The organism is Pedococcus bigeumensis, from assembly GCF_006438965.1.
Lineage (GTDB): Bacteria > Actinomycetota > Actinomycetes > Actinomycetales > Dermatophilaceae > Pedococcus > Pedococcus bigeumensis_A.
On record NZ_RCZM01000001.1, the window covers coordinates 63,657 to 79,868 of the forward strand.

Consider the following 16,212-nt stretch of genomic DNA (forward strand, 5'->3'; position numbering starts at 1 on the left):
GCAGCCGCGGGGCACGACGAAGGGCCGCACCCGTGGGTGCGGCCCTTCGTCGTTGACGCTCCGGGGATGTCGACGCTCAGGGGGTGTAGGGCGTGGCCGACTTCACGGAGACCTGGATGACCTTGCCGTTGGGGGCCTTGTAGGACGCCTTGGCACCGACCTTCTTGCCGTTGATGGCAAGGCCGAGCGGCGACTTCTCGCTGTAGACCTCGAGGTCGGTGCCCTCGGCGATCTCGCGCGAGCCGAGCAGGAACTCGACGTCCTCGCCGAACATCTGCACGGTGACGACCATGCCGGGCTCGACGATGCCGTCGTCCGCGGGCTTGGTGCCGACGATGGAGTTCTCGAGCAGCTGGGTCAGCTGGCGGATGCGGGCCTCCATCTTGCCCTGCTCCTCCTTGGCTGCGTGGTAGCCGCCGTTCTCCTTGAGGTCGCCCTCGTCGCGGGCGGCTTCGATCTTCTTGGCGATCTCCGTACGGCCGGTGCCGGAGAGCTGGTCCAGCTCGGCCTTCAGACGGTCGAAGGCCTCCTGGGTCAGGTAGCTCGCGGTGGGGGTCGCGGTCTCGCTCACGATGTACTCCTTGATTGGGTCTCCGTCGGACGCGGCTGCGTCTCGGAGAGGGTGGTACGCACAACGGCCCGGACTCCCGACCACGTGTGAGGTGTCATCGCAGTGGCGGGTCCAGACCGCTCGGTGAAGGCTCCAGACTACATCGCGCCGCTAGAAGGGGTCCATTTCGTCGAGCATCCGGACAACCCACCCGGGCGGCTCGCCGTCGGGCGTCCGGTGGGTCTCGTTCGGGGGTCTGCGGGCTAGGAAGTTCGGCAGTCGCGGACGCTGCCGCCGACGGCGCGTGAGGCCGTGCGGACCACCACCTGCTGGTGCACCGAGCGCACTGCGGACGGCGGCACCTGGACCTCGAGCACCCCGACGACGCCGTGCGCGGTGTCCTGCGCCTCGACCGTGCAGGTGACGGCCTGGTCGGGGGAGCGGTGCACGTCGAACCCGACCTGCACGCTGCGGTCGTCGATCACCTTGTAGTCGGTGTCGACGAACGTCACGGCGCCCAGGCTGTTGGCCAGCCCGAGCCACACGGCGAGCGCCACGCCGATGCTGATGCCGATCGTGCCGATGACCCACCAGCGGCCGGTGCCGGGGGCGGGACGGGGGAGCGGCATGGGGGACCTTCCACGGGTGAGAGGATGGCAAACGGTCCGGATGTCTGCTGACTCCGGACGACCATTGTCGGCGATGGACGAATGAGGTTGTGCAGGTGGCTGACCGGTTGCGGTTGATGGCGGTGCACGCGCACCCCGACGACGAGTCGAGCAAGGGCGCGGCGACGACGGCGAGGTATGCCGCCACGGGTTACGACGTGCTCGTGGTGTCGTGCACGGGTGGCGAGCGCGGCGACGTGCTCAACCCCCGGCTCAAGGGCGATCCCCACATCGAGCGTGACCTCGCGCAGGTCCGGCGGGACGAGATGAAGCGGGCACAGGAGATCCTCGGGGTGGACCACACCTGGCTCGGGTTCGTCGACTCGGGCCTGCCCGAGGGCGACCCGCTCCCTCCGTTGCCCGAGGGCTGTTTCGCCCTCGAGCCGATCGAGGTGACGACCGAGGCGCTGGTCCGCGAGATCCGCCGGTTCCGTCCCCACGTCATCACCACGTACGACGAGAACGGTGGCTACCCCCACCCGGACCACATCATGACCCACACGGTGTCGATGGCGGCCTTCGCGGCGGCCGGTGACGCCGCGGCATACCCCCATGCCGGTGAGCCGTGGCAGCCGCTCAAGCTCTACTACAACTCGCACAACCGGGCGAAGTACGCCGCCTTCCACGAGGCGTTGCTGGCGCAGGGGATCGAGAGCCCCTACGCCGACTGGCTCAAGGACTGGGACCCGGAGAAGGCCCGCACGATCACCACCCGCGTGCACTGCGCGGACTGGTTCGACCAGCGCGACCAGGCCCTGCTCGCCCACGCCACCCAGATCGACCCGGACGGCGCGTGGTTCCGCGTCCCGCGCGACCTGCAGGTGAGCGTCTGGCCGACCGAGGACTACGAGGCCGCGCTCTCCTACCTTCCCGTCACCCCGGTCGAGGACGACCTCTTCGCCGGCATCCCCGATGCAGCGACGGGCGACGAGCTGGCCACCCGCGGCGGGCTCGAGCTGGCCTATGACGGTCGCACAGAGGTGACCGCGTGAACGGCGCACCGTCGTCGATGGTCTCGCCTGGCTTGTGGGGCTTCGTGGCCTTCTTCGTGCTGGCCATCGCGCTCTACCTCTTGATGCGCAACATGAACGCGCGCATGCGGCGGATGTCCTACCGCTCGGAGGAGCTGGCGCGAGAGGCGCAGGCCGAGGCCGACGAGCGCAAGGCCCGCAAGCGCGGTGACGAGCCGAAGGGTGGCGCGCCTGAGGGTGACGCGCCCGAGGATCCGGAGCAGACTGGCAGCACCAACCCGTAGGTCCCGCACCCTCGGTCGGGACGTGTCCCAGGAGGCCAGCCATGAGCGGTCGGATCGTGCACTTCGAGCTCCCCTACGACGACCGCGACCGCGCGTCGGCCTTCTACGGCGAGCTGTTCGGCTGGGACCTGCAGTCCTACCCGGGCATGGACTACACGATGGTGTCGACCGGCCCGTCCGGCGACCAGGGGCCGACCGAACCCGGCTTCATCAACGGGGGCATGGGCCCGCGGACGGGCAACCTGACCGCGCCGACGGTCGTCATCGACGTCGAGGACATCGACGCCACGCTCGCCCAGGTCGCGGCGCAGGGTGGCTCCGTGCTGTCCGGGAAGGAGCCGGTTGCCTCGATGGGCTGGTCGGCCTACTTCACCGACTCCGAAGGCAACACCGTCGGGCTCTGGCAGACCAACCCCGCCGGCTGACGCTCGTCGGAGCCTCAGCGACGCGCGGGGCCTCAGCGACGCGTGGCGCGAGGAGCAGTCGTCCAGCTCGCGAGCAGGTCGAGGGCCTGCTGCGACGGTGAGCCCGGTTCTGCGGTGTAGGTCAGCAGGCTCTGGCCGGGATCGCCGGGCAGCGGGAGGAACTCGAACGGGAGGTCGAGGTCGCCGACCGTGGGGTGGTGGATGCTCTTGCGGCCGGTGACGTGGAGCCGGACGTTGTGATCTGCCCATCGCACTCGGAACTCGTCGCTGCGGGTCGAGAGCTCGCCGACGAGGTCGGAGAGGTCGCGGTCGTAGGGGTCACGGCCGGCCTCGGTGCGCAACATGGCGACGGTGTCGTTGGCTGCTTTGGCCCAGTCGACCCAGAACCGGGTCGCCTGGGGGTTGAGGAAGATGAACCGCGCGTTGTTGGGAGGGTCAGTGACCTCTTCGTAGATCGGCGCACAGAGGGCCCGCCCGAGCTCGTTCGAGGCCAGCACATCGAGCCGGCCGTTGATCACGAAGGCGGGCGTGCCGACCATCGAGTCGATGATGCGCTGCACGGTCGGACGGACCCGTGCGACGGCCGGCCGCTGCCGTGGGCGGCGCGTGCTGCTCGCGACGCGGAGCAGGTCGAGGAGGTGGCTGCGCTCGGCGTCGTCGAGCTGGAGGGCCTGCACGAGCCCGTCGACCACTCCTTCGGAGATGCCGGTGGCGTCGCCGCGCTCGAGCCGGACGTAGTACTCACTGGAGATGCCGGCGAGCATCGCGGCTTCCTCACGGCGCAGGCCCGGAACGCGTCGGCGAGCGGTGTCGAAGACCGGGAGCCCGGCTTGCTGCGGCGTGATCCGGGCGCGCCGGCTCGTGAGGAACTCACGGATCTGGGTGCGCACGTCGCCGCGAACATCCGGATCGCGATGGCTCGTCATTCCTCCAGCGTACGGACCTGCATCCGGTTGCGGGGTCGTCGAGGGAGGCACTGTCAGTACCACTCTTGACAGTGCCTTCTTCCTCGTCCGGAGGGGTGGTTCCGTGGAGGAGTCGGCAGCACCGACGACCCCGACTCCAAAGGAAGTACGACAATCATGAAGCTCGTTTCCCTGGGTGGCCTGCAGGTCTCCCGCATCGGTCTCGGTGCGATGACCATGGCCGGCACCTACACCAGCGAAGGCGCCCTCGACGACACCGAGTCGATCCGCACGATCAGGCGTGCCCTCGACCTCGGCGTCACCCACGTCGACACCGCTGAGATCTACGGCCCCTTCCACAGCGAGGAAGTCGTCGGCCAGGCATTGAGGGGCCGACGTGACCACGTGGTCGTCGCCAGCAAGTTCGGCCTGGTGTCCCATGCGGACGGCGAGGTCAGCCCGGGCGTCATGGACAGCAGCCCTGCCAGTGTTCGCGCTGCGGTCGAGGGCTCGCTGAAGCGTCTCGGCACGGACTACATCGACCTCTACTACCAGCACCGGGTCGACCCGAACACTCCGATCGAGGAGACCGCCGGTGCAGTCGCGGACCTCGTCGCCGAGGGCAAGGTCCTTCGCTTCGGGCTCTCCGAAGCCAGCCCCGAGACCATCCGCAGGGCTCACGCGGTCCACCCGGTGTCCGCGCTGCAGACCGAGTACTCGCTGTGGACCCGCGACCCGGAGGCGGAGATCCTGCCACTCCTTCGCGAGCTGGGCATCGGGTTCGTCCCGTACTCGCCACTCGGGCACGGGCTGCTCACCGGCCAGATCCGCTCCGTGGACGACTTCGCGGATGACGACTGGCGCAAGACCAACCCGCGGTTCACGGGAGAGAACTTCGTCCGGAACCTCGCCATCGTCGACGAGGTGCGTGCCATCGGTGCCGAGATCGGCGCCACCCCGGCGCAGACTGCCCTGGCGTGGCTACTGACGCGCGGGGACGACGTCGCGCCGATTCCCGGCACCCGTCGCGTCTCCCGGGTCGAGGAGAACATTGCCGCGGACGGCGTCGAGCTCACGGTCGACCAGATCGCCCGACTCGACACCCTCGCACCCGCGGCCGGCGAGCGCCACGACGAAGCCAACATGGCCTCGATCGACCAGTGACGAGGGGGTCAGGGTGAAGCAGTCACCAGGCCGTCAGGACGGGTGGCTCAGGAAGGCGACCCGGCGCCGTAGACCGACATCGACGCCGCGATGTAGTGCACCGTGAACGCGGCGACCGTCAGGGTGTGGAAGATCTCGTGGAACCCGAACCAGCGCGGTGAGGGGTTCGGCCGCTTGATGCCGTAGACGAGAGCGCCTGCGGTGTAGAGCAGGCCGCCGACGGCGATCAGGGTGACGATGGCGGGTCCGCCGAACTTGAGCAACGGGCCGAGGTAGAAGACCGCGACCCAGCCGAGGGCGACGTAGACCGGGGTGTAGAGCCAGCGGGGAGCGCCGACCCAGAAGACGCGGAACAGCACGCCTGCGATGGCGCCGATCCAGACGATGAGCAGCATGGTGCGTGCGTCGTCGCGCGGCAGCAGCAGCGTGAAGGGCGTGTAGGTGCCCGCGATGATGAGGAAGATGTTGGAGTGGTCCATCCGCTTCAGGATGCCGGCGACCTTGGGCGACCAGTTGCCGCGGTGGTAGACCGCGGAGGTGCCGAACAGGAGCCAGGCAGTGACGCTGAAGACCGCGGCAGCGATGCGCGCGGGAGTCGTGGGGGCCAGCGCGATCAGGACGATGCCTGCCGCGAGGGCGAGGGGGACCATGCCGGCGTGCAACCAGCCGCGCAGGTGCGGCTTCACCGTGGCGACGACTGACTCGAGGGGGCCCTGCTCGGAGCGAGGGGCGGGTGCCGTAGTCATGGGTCCACTGTAACCTACGGTTGCGTAGGTTACCTGAGCGTAGGTCGTGAGGCTGGTCGCAGGAGAGCCGTGGAACCGGCCATCCGTCACTCCTGCACCGCTGGTCGCACGAGCAGGGCCTGAGCCGTCCGTCCCACGAAGCCGTGCTCGTCGAACACCTCGGCCATCGCCAGGCCGACCGCGCCACCGCCCAGCGTGGTGTGCGCGCGCAGACCGATCCACTCGCCGGCTGCCTCTCGGACGAGGTGGCCGGTCAGCTCGGTGTTCATGAACTGCCAGTCGCGGATGTCCAGCGCCGCGCTGGCTCCCGATGCGGAGTCGACGCAGACCAGCAGCCGCTGCAGGGGTGACAGCGGTTCGTCCGGCACGAGCGTCACGCGGGGACGCATCCACACGGTGGCCGGACCGGGCTGCTCGAGCCCTCCCTCGACCCAGGACCACTCGATCGCGTCGAGGTACCCGGGGTGCCAGCCCTGCGGCATACCGTGCTCGACCCCGTCAGGGGGCCCGGGCGGAGGTGTCGGGAACCCCGCCACCGGGCCGTCCTCGACGCGCGGCACCAACCACAGCGCCGCTCGCGCCACCGCACGCGAGCTGGTGAGGTCGACCAGCTCGCACTCGACCAGCTCGACCGAGCGTCCGGGGCGGACCACACGAGAGTCGACCCGGAGCCGCCCGACCGGCACCGGTCCCAGCAGGTCGCAGGTCACCCTGGCGACGACGCGCGAGCCGTCGCCCAGCCGCTGCGCCTCACGAGCCATCAGCGCCATCGGTGGCCCACCGTGCTGGGCGTCCGGCGACCACGGCCCGGCTGTGTGGGTCGTGGCGGTCACGGTGCTGGTCCCGGTCGCGGCCTCGTCGAGCTCGTAGAAGGATCCAGGGGCGGGTGACATGGTCGCCATCCTGCCCGACCACATCGACCCCTCGGGGGTAGCGTGGTGTGGTGGGCCGCGGGTGCGGCCGCCGAGCTGGTTCGGGAGAGGGTGAGGAGTCCGCGTGGCGCTGTCCGACATCCTGTATGCCGCGTACGAGCGACGCCTGAGCCGTCGCCTCTCGCGCGAGACGCTTCCCCGCCACGTGGGCGTGATGCTGGACGGCAACCGCCGCTGGGCCAAGGCACGCGGCCATGGCACGAAGGAAGGCCACCAGGCCGGAGCGGACAACATCGCCGGGTTCCTGGACTGGTGCGAGGAGGCCCGGGTCGAAGTGGTCACCCTGTGGCTGCTGTCGACCGACAACCTCAGCCGCCCGGCCGCGGAGGTCGTCCCCCTGCTGTCGATCATCGAGAACACGGTGAGCGACCTGGCCCAGACCAAGCGCTGGGTGATCAACCCGGTCGGGTCGCTGGACCTGCTGCCGGCCGAGACCGCGCGTCGGCTCAAGGAGAGCGCTGACCTCACCGAGGGCGTGCAGGGTATGACGGTCAACGTCGCCGTGGGCTACGGCGGGCGCCAGGAGATCACCGACGCCGTCCGGTCGATGCTCGTCTCGCACGCCGCGAACGGCACGACGATCGAGGAGCTGGCCGAGACGCTGCAGGTGGAGCACATCGCCGAGCACCTCTACACCAAGGGCCAGCCCGACCCGGACCTCGTCATCCGCACGTCCGGCGAGCAGCGGCTTTCCGGCTTCCTGCTGTGGCAGAGCGCGCACAGCGAGTTCTACTTCTGCGAGGCCTACTGGCCCGACTTCCGGCACGTCGACTTCCTCCGCGCGCTGCGCGCCTACGCCGACCGCAACCGCAGGTTCGGCAACTGAGTGCGCCCCGCGGCATACCAACGTCTGAGGGGCGCATCGGGCCAACGGGTTAACTCTGGATGACACGCCGCGAGCCTGCCTTCCCCGAGGTCGGGTGAGTCGTACCGTCCGTAGTGACGCGGGGCACCCGTCCCGCGTTCGGGGAGGCCAACCTATGGAGCAGATCCAGCTCCGAGCGGAGGGCCGGAACCGGCTCCACCGCGGTGGGAAAGCCTGGTCCCGGCACCTCGTTCGCGAGTAGGCGCATCGCGCCGAAGCGCGCGCTGTGCCAAGGAGAGACATTGGCCTCGAACCACGACAGCACCCGTCGTACCTCCTCCAGCACTGCGGGCGCGCCCCGCGCGATGCCGGTTCCCAAGGCCAAGGGCAAGGCCAAGGCCCCCGACTTCCGGACCTTCGTGCTCGACACGTCCGTCCTGCTGTCCGACCCGCGGGCGATGCTGCGCTTCAAGGAGCACGAGGTCGTGCTGCCGGTCGTCGTCGTCACCGAGCTCGAGGCCAAGCGGCACCACCCGGAGCTGGGCTACTTCGCGCGCCAGGCGCTGCGGCTGCTCGACGACCTGCGCATGAGCGAAGGGCGGCTCGATGCCCCGGTGTCGGTCGGGGACGTGGGCGGGACCCTGCGCGTCGAGCTCAACCACACGGACCCGAGCTCACTGCCGGCCGGCTTCCGCTTGGGCGACAACGACACCCGCATTCTGTCGGTGGCCAAGAACCTGTCCGACGAGGGCTTCGCCGTCACGGTCGTCAGCAAGGACCTGCCGATGCGGGTCAAGGCGTCGGCCGTCGGGCTGGACGCCGAGGAGTACCGCGCCGAGCTGGCCATCGACTCCGGCTGGACGGGGATGACCGAGCTCGACATCAGCGTCGAGGAGATGGACTCGCTCTACGAGCACGGCCGGATCGAGAACGCCGCCGCTGCCGAGATGCCCTGCCACACCGGGCTGGTCCTGCTCTCGCCGCGGGGAAGCGGTCTGGGGCGGGTCGGTGCCGACAAGCAGATCCGGCTGGTGCGTGGCGACCGTGACGCGTTCGGGCTGCACGGCCGCAGCGCCGAGCAGCGGATCGCGCTCGACATCCTGCTCGATCCGGACGTGGGCATCGTCTCGCTCGGCGGCCGCGCCGGCACCGGGAAGTCCGCGCTCGCGCTCTGCGCCGGCATCGAGGCGGTCATGGAGCGTCGTCAGCACCGCAAGGTTGTGGTCTTCCGCCCCCTGTATGCCGTGGGCGGCCAGGAGCTGGGCTACCTCCCCGGTAGCGAGTCGGAGAAGATGGGGCCCTGGGCCCAGGCGGTCTTCGACACCCTCGGTGCGCTGGTCTCGCACGAGGTGGTCGAGGAGATCATGGACCGGGGGATGCTCGAGGTCCTGCCGCTGACCCACATCCGCGGGCGCTCGCTGCACGACGCCTTCGTCATCGTCGACGAGGCGCAGAGCCTCGAGCGCAACGTGCTGCTCACCGTGCTGTCGCGCATCGGCCAGAACTCCCGGGTCGTGCTCACCCACGACGTCGCCCAGCGGGACAACCTGAGGGTCGGCCGCCACGACGGGGTCGCGGCAGTCATCGAGGCGCTCAAGGGCCACCCGTTGTTCGCCCACGTCACCCTCACCCGCAGCGAGCGGAGCCCGATCGCGGCCCTGGTGACCGACCTGCTGGAGGGGCTCGAGGTCTGAGCGGTGGGCCTCGAGGCCCCGTCCTGGATGTGTCCGGAGGCACATCGCCCTGCTCAGTGGGCGGTGTGCCTCCACCAAAAGGATGAATCTGATGTCTCACCTGTCACACGGGTCACAGATGTCTGGGGACGATTGGGTTTTGACTTCCAAGTTCGGGTAAAGTCTCGGTTTCATAACGTGCCGGGACGCTTTCTGTGTGGCCACGGAGTTGGCTGCCGACTGATGAGCGACTTGGCGAACACATCCCCCCGGCACCGATTGAGGCCACCACCTGTGCGGTGGCCTTTCCTTTGGAGGAACCCCGTATGAGTCAGCCCTACCAGGGTCGGCACCGTCATGGTGCGGCCCACGGCAGGAAAGCCTCTCGATCCTCCGGCCTCACCAAGGCGATCCGTCGCCCCGCGGTGACGTCGAGCCTGCTGCTGGCGGTCATCGCGACCACCGCCGCCGGCTACCAGGCCGCCGACCAGCGCCAGACCGGCGCGGCCGCCTTCACCGTGAGCACCGAGGCGATCGCGCAGGCCAACGAGCTCGCGGACGCCCAGATCGAGGACACCGCGCGGCTCGCCGCTGATCGCAACGAGACCAACTCGAGCATCGCCGCGGCCCAGGAGAAGGACCGTATCGCCACGATCGCTGCCGGTGAGGCCGCCGCCAAGGCGCGTCGGCAGGCCGCCGAGAAGGTGGCCCGCGACAAGGCCCGCAAAGCCCTCGAGGCCAAGAAGCAGGCGATCCTCGAGAACGCCCAGAAGGACCCCCGCGCTGCCGCCCGCGCGCTGCTCTCCGAGTTCGGGATGAGCGACAGCCAGTTCGGCTGCCTGGACACCCTCTGGATGGGCGAGAGCGGCTGGCGCTACACCGCTGAGAACTCCTCGTCCGGCGCCTACGGCATCGCGCAGTCCCTCCCGGCGTCCAAGATGGCGAGCGTCGGCGCGGACTACCGCACCAACCCGGTGACCCAGATCCGCTGGGGCCTGCAGTACATCAAGGGCTCCTACGGCACACCCTGTGGCGCGCTGAGCGCGTGGCAGAGCCGCTCACCGCACTGGTACTGAGCCGCACCTCCCACGAACGTCGAGAGAGCCGCACCCCAAGGGTGCGGCTCTCTCGTTGCGTCCGTCCGCCCGTTGTCGGGTGAGGTATGCCGGGTGGCCGGCCACCCGGCATACCTCACCTAGCGCGGTGGGCGGGTCATGGCGAGGACGTCGAGCGCCTGGTCGAGCTGCTCCTCGGTGAGCTCGCCGCTGGCGACGTGGCCGCGCTCGATGACCACCTCGCGGATGGAGCGCCGCTCCTTGATCGACTGCTTCGCGACGGCAGCGGCGGCTTCGTAGCCGATGTAGCGGTTCAGCGGGGTGACGATCGACGGGGAGCCCTCGGCGAGGTCCCTGGCTCGCTCGATGTCGGCCTCGATGCCGTCGATGCAGCGGTCGGCGAGGAGCCGTGAGCTCGCCGCCAGCAGCGAGGTGGACTCGAGGATGTTGCGCGCCATCACGGGCAGCATCACGTTGAGCTCGAAGGCACCCGATGCTCCGGCCAACGTGATGGTGGTGTCGTTGCCGATGACCTGGGCGCAGGCCATCAGGGTGGCCTCGGGCAGGACCGGGTTGACCTTGCCCGGCATGATGCTGGACCCGGGCTGGAGGTCGGGCAGGTGGATCTCGCCGAGCCCCGACCGCGGGCCGGAGGACATCCAGCGCAGGTCGTTGCAGATCTTGGTCAGGCTGACGGCGACCACCTTGAGCGCGCCGCTCAGCTCGACGACGGCGTCCTGGGCGGACTGTGCCTCGAAGTGGTCGGCTGCCTCTCGGAAGGACACCCCCGTCTGCGCGCTCACGGCCTCGATGACAGCCTGCGCGAAGCCGGGCGCGGCGTTGAGACCGGTCCCTGCCGCGGTGCCGCCCAGCGGCAGCTCGGCTGTCGCCCCGGCAGCGGCGAGGACGCGTTCGGCGCCGAGCTCGACCTGGCGGGCATAGCCGCCGAACTCCTGGCCGAGGGTCACCGGCACGGCGTCCATCAGGTGGGTACGGCCGGCCTTGACCACGTCGGCGAACTGGGTCTCCTTGGCCCGCAACGCTTTCGCGAGGTGGGCCAGGCTGGGCGCCAGGTCTCGGTGCACCGCCAGGGTGGCCGCGATGCGAAGCGCACTCGGGAAGGTGTCGTTGCTGGACTGACCGGCGTTGACGTGGTCGTTGGGGTGGATTGCGTCACCGGTCGCCAGGTGGGCGATCCGGGCCACGACCTCGTTGACGTTCATGTTGGTCGAGGTGCCGGAGCCGGTCTGGAAGACGTCGATGGGGAACTGGTCGTCGTGCTGGCCCTGCGCCACCTCGGCCGCCGCGGCGGCGATGGCCGAGGCCCGGGCCGTGTCGATGACGCCCAGGCCGGCGTTGACCTCCGCGGCGGCGGCCTTGAGGAGGGCCAGGGCATGGATGACACCGGCTGGGACCGGTTGACCGGAGATGGGGAAGTTGTCGACGGCCCGGGCGGTCTGCGCGCCCCACAGGGCGTCAGCAGGGACCTCCACGTCGCCCATCGAGTCGTGCTCGGTGCGGGTGGCGGGTTTCAGCTCGCTCATGCCCCCATCATGCGCCACCCCTCAGCGGGCAGCAGGCGCAGTCACGCCGCTAGGAGGCGATCGCGGCCACCGGCCAGGCGAGCGCCGCGAACCGGGCCGCTCGGCCGAGCAGCACCGCCACGGTGAACATTGCCAGTGGGGTCCGGCGGAGCCCGGCGACCACGGCGACCACGGCCAGCGGGGGCAGCCCTGCCGAGGCGCTCACCAGCACCACGAGGCCACCCACCCACGGTCGGTCCAGCTGGAGCAGCAGCCGCGCCGACCAGTCGCGCAGCCTCAGCCGCCAGGCACTGGTCGGCTGTTGCGCCGGTCGCCGGCGCCGCTCCCGCAGGAACCTGCGATGTACTCCCTTACGCACCATCACGAAGATCGCGACCTTGCCGACCGTCTGTCCGAGGGAGGCCCCGGCCACGCCCCACACAGCCGCCGAGGCACCCCCGGCGGCCGCGGCCACGACGAAGGCCTCGGCGTTGAGCAGCGGGATGAATGCCGAGACGATGCCGTAGCCCAGCCCCCCGAGCGCGAGGTAGAGGAGTGCCGTCGTCACGGGACGAGGGTGCGGTCGCCGGCCGGCGTCAGCTCGCCGCGGCTGCTGGCGCCCCGAGTCGCGACGAGCAGGCGCGCGATCGACCAGACCTTGACGCCGAGGACAACCAGTGCGGCCAGCGCAGCCGGCCACACGAGGTCGGCAAGGCACAGCAGCACGACGAGGGAGTTGTTCAGGGCCTTGGCCGGGTGGGTCCAGTTCATCCGGTAGATCGACCGGTCGACGCGGTAGAAGTAGTTGGGGCTCACGATGTCGAAGGCGAGGAACGACAACGAGAGCATCGTGTCCACGACGCAGAACTGGAACAGGAAGATGCCGATGGCCGGCGTCGAGTCCGGGTCGATGCGCAGGAACGCCGCCGCAACCACCATGGTGCTCGCGCGGTCGCACACGATGTCGAACACGGCGCCCAGGCGGGTCTCCTGGTTCATCCGACGGGCGGCCTGTCCGTCGGCCATGTCGCCGAACCAGTAGACGATGTACGCCGCCACCAGCACCGGGACCGAACCCGTGTAGCCCGCCCAGACCGCGAGCCCCATCGCAACCACGGTGCGGACCACGGTGATCGCGTTCGGGACCGAGACCACCCGCTCACGCGTCCATAGACCCGCCAGCTGACCCGCGGGTCGGACGACCCCCGACCGACTACCCACCCGTCGAGCATAGGGCGACGCGGCAGCGCGGTGGGGGAGGTCGCTAAAGCTTGCGGAGCCGGATCCGGCGGACGCTGTGGTCCTTGCCCTTGGCGAGCACCAGCGTGGCCCGGCTGCGGGTGGGCAGCACGTTCTCCCGCAGGTTGACCTCGTTGATCTCCCGCCAGATGCGGGCGGCCGTGTCGCGAGCCTGCTCGTCGGACAGCACGGCATACCGGTGGAAGTAGGAGTCGGGATCCGCGAAGGCGGTCTCGCGCAGGCGCAGGAACCGTTCGACGTACCACTGGCGGATGTCGTCGAGGTGGGCGTCGACGTAGACCGAGAAGTCGAAGAAGTCGCTCACTGCCAGGCCGGTGCGGCCGTCCTCCTGCAGCCGCGGAGCCTGGAGCACGTTGAGGCCCTCCACGATCAGCACATCGGGCTGGCGGACCACGACGCGCTCGCCGGGGACGATGTCATACGTCAGGTGGGAGTACACCGGCGCACTGACCTCGGCCTTGCCGGACTTCACCTCGGCCACGAACCGCAGCAGCGCCCTGCGGTTGTAGGACTCGGGGAACCCCTTGCGCTGCAACAGGTTCCGGCGCTCGAGCTCGGCGTTGGGATAGAGGAAGCCATCCGTCGTGATCAGCGCGACCTCGGGTGTCCCCGGCCAGCGGGACAGCAGCTCCTTGAGCAGGCGCGCCGTCGTGGACTTGCCGACGGCCACCGACCCGGCCACTCCGATGACGAACGGTGTCTTGGCAGGACGCTCCCCGAGGAAGTCACCCGTGATGCGGTGCAGCCCGGCGGTGGCACCCACGTAGAAGTTGAGCAGCCGGGACAACGGGAGGTAGACCGCTTCGACCTCGGCGAGGTCGATCCGGTCGCCGAGTCCCCTGAGCCGCGTGAGGTCGGCGGCGTCGAGGTTCAGCGGCTGGTTCTCCCGCAGGCGGGCCCAGGCAGCGCGGTCGAGCTCGACGTAGGGCGAGGGAAGGGCGCCGTTGCCGTTCGCGGGATGGCTCACGGTCGCCATTCTTGCTCACCCCCGCGCAAGCCCTCGGATGCCGTCCGGGAGTCGGTCGACAGTTAGGCTGCCAGTCATGTGCGGAATCGTCGGATACGTCGGCCCCAACGCAGACGGCAGAGCCCTGGGCGTCGTCATGGAGGGCCTGGCCCGCCTCGAGTACCGCGGCTACGACTCGGCCGGTGTCGCCCTCGTCACGGCTGACGGTGTCTCGAGCGAGAAGCGCGCAGGCAAGCTGGTCAACCTCGTGGACGCGCTCGAGGCCGACCACCTCCCCGGAGCGACGACCAGCATCGGCCACACCCGCTGGGCCACGCACGGTGGGCCGACCGACCAGAACGCGCACCCGCACCGTGCCGGTGAGGGCGGCAAGCTCGCCCTCATCCACAACGGGATCATCGAGAACTTCCACCAGCTGAAGAGCGCCCTCCTCGCGGACGGCGCGACCTTCGAGAGTGAGACCGACACCGAGGTGGCTGCCCACCTGGTGGCACGCGAGTACGCCACGACCGGTGACCTCACCCTGGCCATGCAGAACGTCGTCAACCGGCTCGAGGGTGCGTTCACGCTGCTCGCGGTCCACGCCGACAGCCCGGGCGTCGTCGTCGGCGCGCGCCGCAACAGCCCGCTCGTCGTGGGCCTGGGCGACGGCGAGAACTTCCTCGGCTCCGACGTCGCGGCCTTCATCGGCCACACCCGCCACGCGCTCGAGCTGGGCCAGGACCAGATCGTCACGATCACGCCGGACTCCTACACGATCATCAACTTCGACGGCAGCCCCGCAGAGGGCAAGCGATACGAGGTCACCTGGGACGCCGCCGCTGCGGAGAAGGGCGGCTACGCGACCTTCATGGAGAAGGAGATCTACGACCAGCCGCACGCCGTCGGTGACACGCTGCTGGGCCGCACCGACATCGACGGACGGCTCGTGCTCGACGACATGTCGATCACCGAGGACCAGCTCCGCAACGTCGACCGCATCACCATCGTGGCGTGCGGCACTGCGGCCTACGCCGGCATGGTCGCCAAGTACGCGATCGAGCACTGGACCCGCATCCCGGTCGAGGTCGCCCTCGCGCACGAGTTCCGCTACAGCGACCCGATCGCGACCGAACGCACGCTGGTCGTCTCGATCAGCCAGTCCGGCGAGACGATGGACACGCTGATGGCCGTCAAGCACGCCCACGACCTGGGCGCGCTGACCCTGTCCATCTGCAACACCCACGGCTCGACCATCCCGCGCGAGTCCGACGCGGTGCTCTACACGCACGCCGGACCCGAGATCGCGGTCGCGTCGACCAAGGCGTTCCTCGCGCAGATCACCGCCTGCTACATCCTCGGCCTCTACCTCGCCCAGCTGCGTGGCGGGACGTTCGCCGACGACGCCCAGTCGGTGATGAAGGAGCTGCACGAGATCCCGGCCAAGCTCGAGGACCTGCTCGGCCGGATGGACCGGGTCAAGGAGATCGCCCGCTTCATGGCCGACACCCGGTCGGTGCTCTTCCTCGGTCGCAACGTCGGCTACCCCGTGGCCATGGAGGGCGCGCTCAAGCTCAAGGAGCTCGCCTACATTCACGCCGAGGGCTTCGCCGCCGGGGAGCTGAAGCACGGCCCGATCGCACTGATCGAGGCCGGGCAGCCGGTCTTCATCGTGGTTCCCGGCCCCGGTACCCCGCACGAGCTGCACAAGAAGGTCGTCTCCAACATCCAGGAGATCCGGGCCCGTGGCGCCCGCACGATCGTGGTCGCCGAGGACGGTGACGAGGACGTGGTCCCGTTCGCCGACGAGGTGATCCGCGTGCCTGCGACCTCGCCGCTGCTCGCGCCCCTGCTGACCGTCGTCCCGCTGCAGGTCTTCGCGCTGCACCTGTCGACCGCCAAGGGCCTCGACGTCGACCAGCCTCGCAACCTCGCCAAGAGCGTCACGGTCGAATGATCGTCGGCGTCGGGATCGACGTCGTGGACGTCGAGCGCTTCGGGCAGTCGCTCGAACGCACGCCCGGCCTGCTCGACCGCCTGTTCACCGACGAGGAGCGGTCCCTGCCGCTCAACTCGCTCGCGGCCCGGTTCGCGGCGAAGGAGGCGCTGGCCAAGGCTCTCGGCGCCCCGGTCGGGCTGCACTGGCAGGACGCCACCGTGCGCCGCGGCGAGGACGGCCGTCCCCACCTGCAGATCACCGGCACCGTCGAGGCCCGTGCCGAGGCGCTGGGCGTGCATGCGATGCACATCTCCCTGTCCCACGACGCGGGCATTGCCTCTGCCGTCGTGATCGCCGAGGGCTGAG

General features: G+C 69.8%; 18 protein-coding genes. 9 read left to right on the top strand and 9 right to left on the bottom strand.

Going from position 1 to position 16,212, the window contains the following annotated elements:
- Positions 1-76: 76 nt before the first annotated feature.
- A complete protein-coding gene (gene greA, locus EAH86_RS00280; protein ID WP_140736643.1) occupies positions 77-571 on the bottom strand; it encodes a transcription elongation factor GreA in 495 nt (164 codons plus the stop codon).
- Between the two features lie 242 nt (positions 572-813).
- The gene (locus tag EAH86_RS00285) at positions 814-1,179 is read right to left on the bottom strand and encodes a DUF4307 domain-containing protein (RefSeq protein ID WP_140736644.1); all 366 of its coding nucleotides are present in this window, start codon (positions 1,177-1,179) and stop codon (positions 814-816) included.
- A 95-nt stretch (positions 1,180-1,274) separates the two neighbouring features.
- Here EAH86_RS00285 and mca point away from each other — a divergent pair, with 95 nt between their 5' ends.
- From mca to EAH86_RS00300, 3 genes are read left to right on the top strand one after another with little or no spacing between them, the layout of a single operon-like run.
- Positions 1,275-2,210: a mycothiol conjugate amidase Mca gene (gene mca, locus EAH86_RS00290; RefSeq protein ID WP_194150721.1), complete on the top strand. Its 936-nt coding sequence runs from the start codon at positions 1,275-1,277 to the stop codon at positions 2,208-2,210.
- Positions 2,207-2,473 (top strand): hypothetical protein, encoded by a 267-nt coding sequence (locus EAH86_RS00295; RefSeq protein ID WP_140736645.1) that lies wholly within the window; start codon positions 2,207-2,209, stop codon positions 2,471-2,473. The genes mca and EAH86_RS00295 overlap by 4 nt, the downstream gene beginning before the upstream one ends.
- Positions 2,474-2,514: 41 nt before the next feature.
- Positions 2,515-2,898, top strand: a complete 384-nt coding sequence (locus tag EAH86_RS00300) for a VOC family protein (RefSeq protein WP_140736646.1) — start codon at positions 2,515-2,517, stop codon at positions 2,896-2,898.
- A gap of 32 nt (positions 2,899-2,930) precedes the next feature.
- Here EAH86_RS00300 and EAH86_RS00305 read toward each other — a convergent pair whose 3' ends face one another.
- On the bottom strand, positions 2,931-3,824 hold the full coding sequence (locus tag EAH86_RS00305; RefSeq protein WP_140736647.1) for a helix-turn-helix transcriptional regulator: 894 nt from the start codon (positions 3,822-3,824) through the stop codon (positions 2,931-2,933).
- A 156-nt stretch (positions 3,825-3,980) separates the two neighbouring features.
- Here EAH86_RS00305 and EAH86_RS00310 point away from each other — a divergent pair, with 156 nt between their 5' ends.
- Complete coding sequence (locus EAH86_RS00310) at positions 3,981-4,967, top strand: aldo/keto reductase (RefSeq protein WP_140736648.1); 987 nt, start codon at positions 3,981-3,983, stop codon at positions 4,965-4,967.
- A gap of 47 nt (positions 4,968-5,014) precedes the next feature.
- Here the strand turns inward: EAH86_RS00310 and trhA are convergent, their stop codons facing one another.
- Together trhA and EAH86_RS00320 are read right to left on the bottom strand one after the other, a co-directional pair.
- A complete protein-coding gene (gene trhA / locus EAH86_RS00315; protein WP_140736649.1) occupies positions 5,015-5,713 on the bottom strand; it encodes a PAQR family membrane homeostasis protein TrhA in 699 nt (232 codons plus the stop codon).
- Between the two features lie 86 nt (positions 5,714-5,799).
- Complete coding sequence (locus tag EAH86_RS00320) at positions 5,800-6,606, bottom strand: thioesterase family protein (protein WP_140736650.1); 807 nt, start codon at positions 6,604-6,606, stop codon at positions 5,800-5,802.
- Positions 6,607-6,709: 103 nt separating this feature from the next.
- Between EAH86_RS00320 and EAH86_RS00325 the strand changes: the two genes are divergently transcribed.
- The 3 genes from EAH86_RS00325 (at position 6,710) to EAH86_RS00335 (ending at position 10,199) form a co-directional block, all read left to right on the top strand.
- Positions 6,710-7,471 (top strand): isoprenyl transferase, encoded by a 762-nt coding sequence (locus EAH86_RS00325; RefSeq protein ID WP_140736651.1) that lies wholly within the window; start codon positions 6,710-6,712, stop codon positions 7,469-7,471.
- A gap of 344 nt (positions 7,472-7,815) precedes the next feature.
- Positions 7,816-9,144 carry a PhoH family protein gene (locus EAH86_RS00330; protein WP_140737435.1) on the top strand — a complete coding sequence of 443 codons (1,329 nt, stop codon included), beginning with the start codon at positions 7,816-7,818 and terminating at the stop codon, positions 9,142-9,144.
- Positions 9,145-9,449: 305 nt separating this feature from the next.
- Positions 9,450-10,199, top strand: coding sequence for a lytic transglycosylase domain-containing protein (locus EAH86_RS00335; protein WP_140736652.1), 750 nt, complete (start codon positions 9,450-9,452; stop codon positions 10,197-10,199).
- Between the two features lie 119 nt (positions 10,200-10,318).
- Here EAH86_RS00335 and EAH86_RS00340 read toward each other — a convergent pair whose 3' ends face one another.
- Genes EAH86_RS00340 through coaA form a run of 4 tightly spaced genes read right to left on the bottom strand, consistent with a single transcriptional unit; the run spans position 10,319 to position 13,937 of the window.
- On the bottom strand, positions 10,319-11,722 hold the full coding sequence (locus EAH86_RS00340) for a class II fumarate hydratase (RefSeq protein WP_140736653.1): 1,404 nt from the start codon (positions 11,720-11,722) through the stop codon (positions 10,319-10,321).
- A gap of 49 nt (positions 11,723-11,771) precedes the next feature.
- Complete coding sequence (locus tag EAH86_RS00345) at positions 11,772-12,269, bottom strand: hypothetical protein (RefSeq protein ID WP_140736654.1); 498 nt, start codon at positions 12,267-12,269, stop codon at positions 11,772-11,774.
- Positions 12,266-12,922: a CDP-alcohol phosphatidyltransferase family protein gene (locus tag EAH86_RS00350; RefSeq protein ID WP_206665690.1), complete on the bottom strand. Its 657-nt coding sequence runs from the start codon at positions 12,920-12,922 to the stop codon at positions 12,266-12,268. Before EAH86_RS00350 ends, EAH86_RS00345 begins: the two co-directional genes overlap by 4 nt.
- A 43-nt stretch (positions 12,923-12,965) precedes the next feature.
- Complete coding sequence (gene coaA, locus EAH86_RS00355) at positions 12,966-13,937, bottom strand: type I pantothenate kinase (RefSeq protein WP_140736655.1); 972 nt, start codon at positions 13,935-13,937, stop codon at positions 12,966-12,968.
- 67 nt (positions 13,938-14,004) lie between these two features.
- Here coaA and glmS point away from each other — a divergent pair, with 67 nt between their 5' ends.
- Positions 14,005-15,864 (top strand): glutamine--fructose-6-phosphate transaminase (isomerizing), encoded by a 1,860-nt coding sequence (gene glmS, locus EAH86_RS00360; RefSeq protein WP_140736656.1) that lies wholly within the window; start codon positions 14,005-14,007, stop codon positions 15,862-15,864.
- Complete coding sequence (locus EAH86_RS00365; RefSeq protein WP_140736657.1) at positions 15,861-16,211, top strand: holo-ACP synthase; 351 nt, start codon at positions 15,861-15,863, stop codon at positions 16,209-16,211. Before glmS ends, EAH86_RS00365 begins: the two co-directional genes overlap by 4 nt.
- The last annotated feature ends 1 nt before the right edge of the window (position 16,212 follow it).

Excerpts from the sequence above, each read along its gene's own strand:
- EAH86_RS00300 (WP_140736646.1), top strand. The coding sequence starts at position 2,515 with ATGAGCGGTCGGATCGTGCACTTCGAGCTCCCCTACGACGACCGCGAC.
- glmS (WP_140736656.1), top strand. The coding sequence starts at position 14,005 with ATGTGCGGAATCGTCGGATACGTCGGCCCCAACGCAGACGGCAGAGCC.
- EAH86_RS00320 (WP_140736650.1), bottom strand. The coding sequence starts at position 6,606 with ATGTCACCCGCCCCTGGATCCTTCTACGAGCTCGACGAGGCCGCGACC.
- EAH86_RS00285 (WP_140736644.1), bottom strand. The coding sequence starts at position 1,179 with ATGCCGCTCCCCCGTCCCGCCCCCGGCACCGGCCGCTGGTGGGTCATC.
- trhA (WP_140736649.1), bottom strand. The coding sequence starts at position 5,713 with ATGACTACGGCACCCGCCCCTCGCTCCGAGCAGGGCCCCCTCGAGTCA.
- coaA (WP_140736655.1), bottom strand. The coding sequence starts at position 13,937 with ATGGCGACCGTGAGCCATCCCGCGAACGGCAACGGCGCCCTTCCCTCG.
- EAH86_RS00305 (WP_140736647.1), bottom strand. The coding sequence starts at position 3,824 with ATGACGAGCCATCGCGATCCGGATGTTCGCGGCGACGTGCGCACCCAG.
- EAH86_RS00310 (WP_140736648.1), top strand. The coding sequence starts at position 3,981 with ATGAAGCTCGTTTCCCTGGGTGGCCTGCAGGTCTCCCGCATCGGTCTC.
- EAH86_RS00330 (WP_140737435.1), top strand. The coding sequence starts at position 7,816 with ATGCCGGTTCCCAAGGCCAAGGGCAAGGCCAAGGCCCCCGACTTCCGG.
- EAH86_RS00340 (WP_140736653.1), bottom strand. The coding sequence starts at position 11,722 with ATGAGCGAGCTGAAACCCGCCACCCGCACCGAGCACGACTCGATGGGC.
- EAH86_RS00335 (WP_140736652.1), top strand. The coding sequence starts at position 9,450 with ATGAGTCAGCCCTACCAGGGTCGGCACCGTCATGGTGCGGCCCACGGC.
- EAH86_RS00365 (WP_140736657.1), top strand. The coding sequence starts at position 15,861 with ATGATCGTCGGCGTCGGGATCGACGTCGTGGACGTCGAGCGCTTCGGG.